The 2070-nt window shown below is 48.9% G+C and carries 5 protein-coding genes and 2 pseudogenes; 5 read left to right on the forward strand and 2 right to left on the reverse strand.

Features of this window, described 5'->3' with window-relative positions; genetic code table 11:
• Nucleotides 1-175 (reverse strand): annotated as a pseudogene (locus C7N83_RS16430) (IS1595 family transposase); the annotation flags it as partial.
• Nucleotides 176-403: 228 nt separating this feature from the next.
• On the opposite strand from C7N83_RS16430, the gene C7N83_RS17175 reads away from it, so the two are divergent.
• From C7N83_RS17175 to C7N83_RS17190, 4 genes and pseudogenes are all read left to right on the forward strand, one after another.
• Nucleotides 404-787 (forward strand): JmjC domain-containing protein, encoded by a 384-nt coding sequence (locus C7N83_RS17175; protein WP_245911242.1) that lies wholly within the window; start codon nucleotides 404-406, stop codon nucleotides 785-787.
• Nucleotide 788: 1 nt separating this feature from the next.
• Nucleotides 789-923 (forward strand): hypothetical protein, encoded by a 135-nt coding sequence (locus C7N83_RS17180; protein WP_425437529.1) that lies wholly within the window; start codon nucleotides 789-791, stop codon nucleotides 921-923.
• A gap of 144 nt (nucleotides 924-1067) precedes the next feature.
• Nucleotides 1068-1247 (forward strand): annotated as a pseudogene (locus C7N83_RS17185) (DUF805 domain-containing protein); the annotation flags it as partial.
• Between the two features lie 94 nt (nucleotides 1248-1341).
• Nucleotides 1342-1491, forward strand: coding sequence for a DUF805 domain-containing protein (locus C7N83_RS17190; protein WP_245911243.1), 150 nt, complete (start codon nucleotides 1342-1344; stop codon nucleotides 1489-1491).
• Nucleotides 1492-1542: 51 nt separating this feature from the next.
• On the opposite strand, the gene C7N83_RS13715 is transcribed toward C7N83_RS17190, so the two are convergent.
• Entirely contained in the window at nucleotides 1543-1881 is a 339-nt protein-coding gene (locus C7N83_RS13715; RefSeq protein WP_106743269.1) for a hypothetical protein, read from the reverse strand.
• Nucleotides 1882-1963: 82 nt separating this feature from the next.
• On the opposite strand from C7N83_RS13715, the gene C7N83_RS13720 reads away from it, so the two are divergent.
• Nucleotides 1964-2070, forward strand: a 107-nt coding sequence (locus C7N83_RS13720) for a glutamate--tRNA ligase family protein (protein WP_146135184.1), incomplete at its 3' end; no start/stop codon positions are given.

The following is a 2070-nucleotide window of genomic DNA, read 5'->3' on the forward strand; positions in this document are numbered from 1 at the left end:
CTTCCTGCGCCAAATGACAGGCAGCCGCTTGGCGGGTTTTGCGGTAGGACAACATAGCCCAACCGGGTTGGATACCCAAAATATCAGCGGCTGCACGGGCGGTGGCTTCCGGTACGAAAAACCGGAGAAGTTTTCTTTGGGTATTCTTTGTTAATTTGCAATTGGTTATCTTCATTTTTGCCGTCTGATATGACTGATAATCTGCCTCAGCCCCAAAATAAAACCATAATCAAAAAGAGTTGAAATTGAATATCGGTTTTCAAATGCCGCAAGAAATTTTTTTCCGCGAATACCGTTACCAAAAACCCTACCTGTTCAAACAAGCCGTCAGCCTGCCTGACTAAAAGAAGACACTTGGCGTGGCATCAACGAAACATACCAGCGCGCCAATCCTGCCGATGAATTGTTCAAATTCCGCAAAGGCGCACTAATTCCCAAAGAGTATTACGTCGAAGCTTTCGACGACACCGGCCGCACGCGACACCGCTTCAACAAAGCTGCTGTGTACAAATACCTGAAAGACGGTGCAACCTTAGTCTATAACCGCATCAACAACAAGCCATTTACCGACAATATCGCCAGGCAGGTTGCCTGCTTCGCACACGCCAATACCATTGTGAGCGGCTACTTTACCTTTGGCGAAGACGCTTCCTACAAAAACCATCGGGATACCCGCGACGTATTCGCCGTGCAAGGAGTCTTTCCGCCCCCAATTTCGAAATGCCGTTCTATATGCAACAAAGCAAAGATTTGCCGCATATTTCCGAACCTGCAACCGCCGATATGAAGTGATCTTGGAAGCAGGCGATATTCTCTATATCCTGCGCAGCTGGCTGCATAACCCTTTACTTCTGGATTGCGAAACCTTCCATTTGCCATCGACACGATTCCGCCCACAGACCACGACTATATGGAATGGCTGATGAACAAAACGGTTCTTGAAAATGTCCGAAAATCCAAAAACAAAACAATAAACAACCGTTTCGGCAAAAAAAACAAAAGCGGTTCTGCATAATCAAAGTGTCAACCACCCGACTTTTTCCGATAATTTGCAATATTACATGATGATGGCAAATACGGCCCGAGGGCTTTTGAATAAACCATATTTGGAAAAATTCATATTTTGGTATTTGAAGATATTGAAAAACTACGTAGGCTTCCACGGCCGCGCGCGCCGCAAAGAATATAGGATGTTTAACTTGTTTAATGCAGTTGCGATTGTGTTGTTGAGCATCATCAGTAACTTATTCGGCACGGTTGATATAGAAGTGGCTTCGGATTGCTTGTTTTGGTTTACATGTTGGCGGTGTTTTACCGGCGATTGCGGTCACCGCACGCCGGCTGCACGGCACAAACCGTTCAGGCTGGTGGCCGCTGCTCAACTTTATTCCTTTAATCGGTACGCCGGTGATGTTTATTTTTACCGTGTTGGACGGCATGCCGGGCGAGAACCGTTTCGGTACCGATCCAAAATCGGTTGAACGTTTCTAAGCCATTGGATAAAAAAGGGAACTGGTTACTGGTTCCCTTTTTTGGTGACGGTTATTGCGCGTCTTTGGTTCCGCCCGGACCATAAACGGCGTTCCAAGTCGAATCAAGCTGCCGGCCGGCTTGCTGCAACGCAGCCGTTTGCTCGGTTTTCAAGGCAGATGCGGCTTGAATTTCGCTTTGCAGGCGGGCGATGTCTTCCTGCGCCTGTTGGGCACGTTTTTGCGCATCGGCCAAATTGTTTTGCAGGGTAATCAGTTTACTGTCGTTGTCGTTTCGGGCTTTCAGCGCGCTGCGGTAAGCGGATTGCGCCGACAACAAGGCATCTTCGGCCGGACCGGCATAGGCGGCTGCAGATACCGCCAACACGGCGGCAGTCAGAAATCTTTTCATGGGTCGTCCTTTAAAGATGAGGTTTGCCGGATAATGTAGCATAATCGGGGCCGTCTGAACACACCGCATTAGGAAAACCATCATGACCGTCAAAACCCGTTTTGCCCCGAGCCCGACCGGCTACCTCCACATCGGCGGCGTGCGCACCGCCCTGTTTTCATGGGCTTATGCACGAAAGTACAAAGGCGG

The sequence above is a fragment of the Neisseria iguanae genome (assembly GCF_003013245.1).
Classification (GTDB): Bacteria; Pseudomonadota; Gammaproteobacteria; order Burkholderiales; family Neisseriaceae; genus Neisseria; species Neisseria iguanae.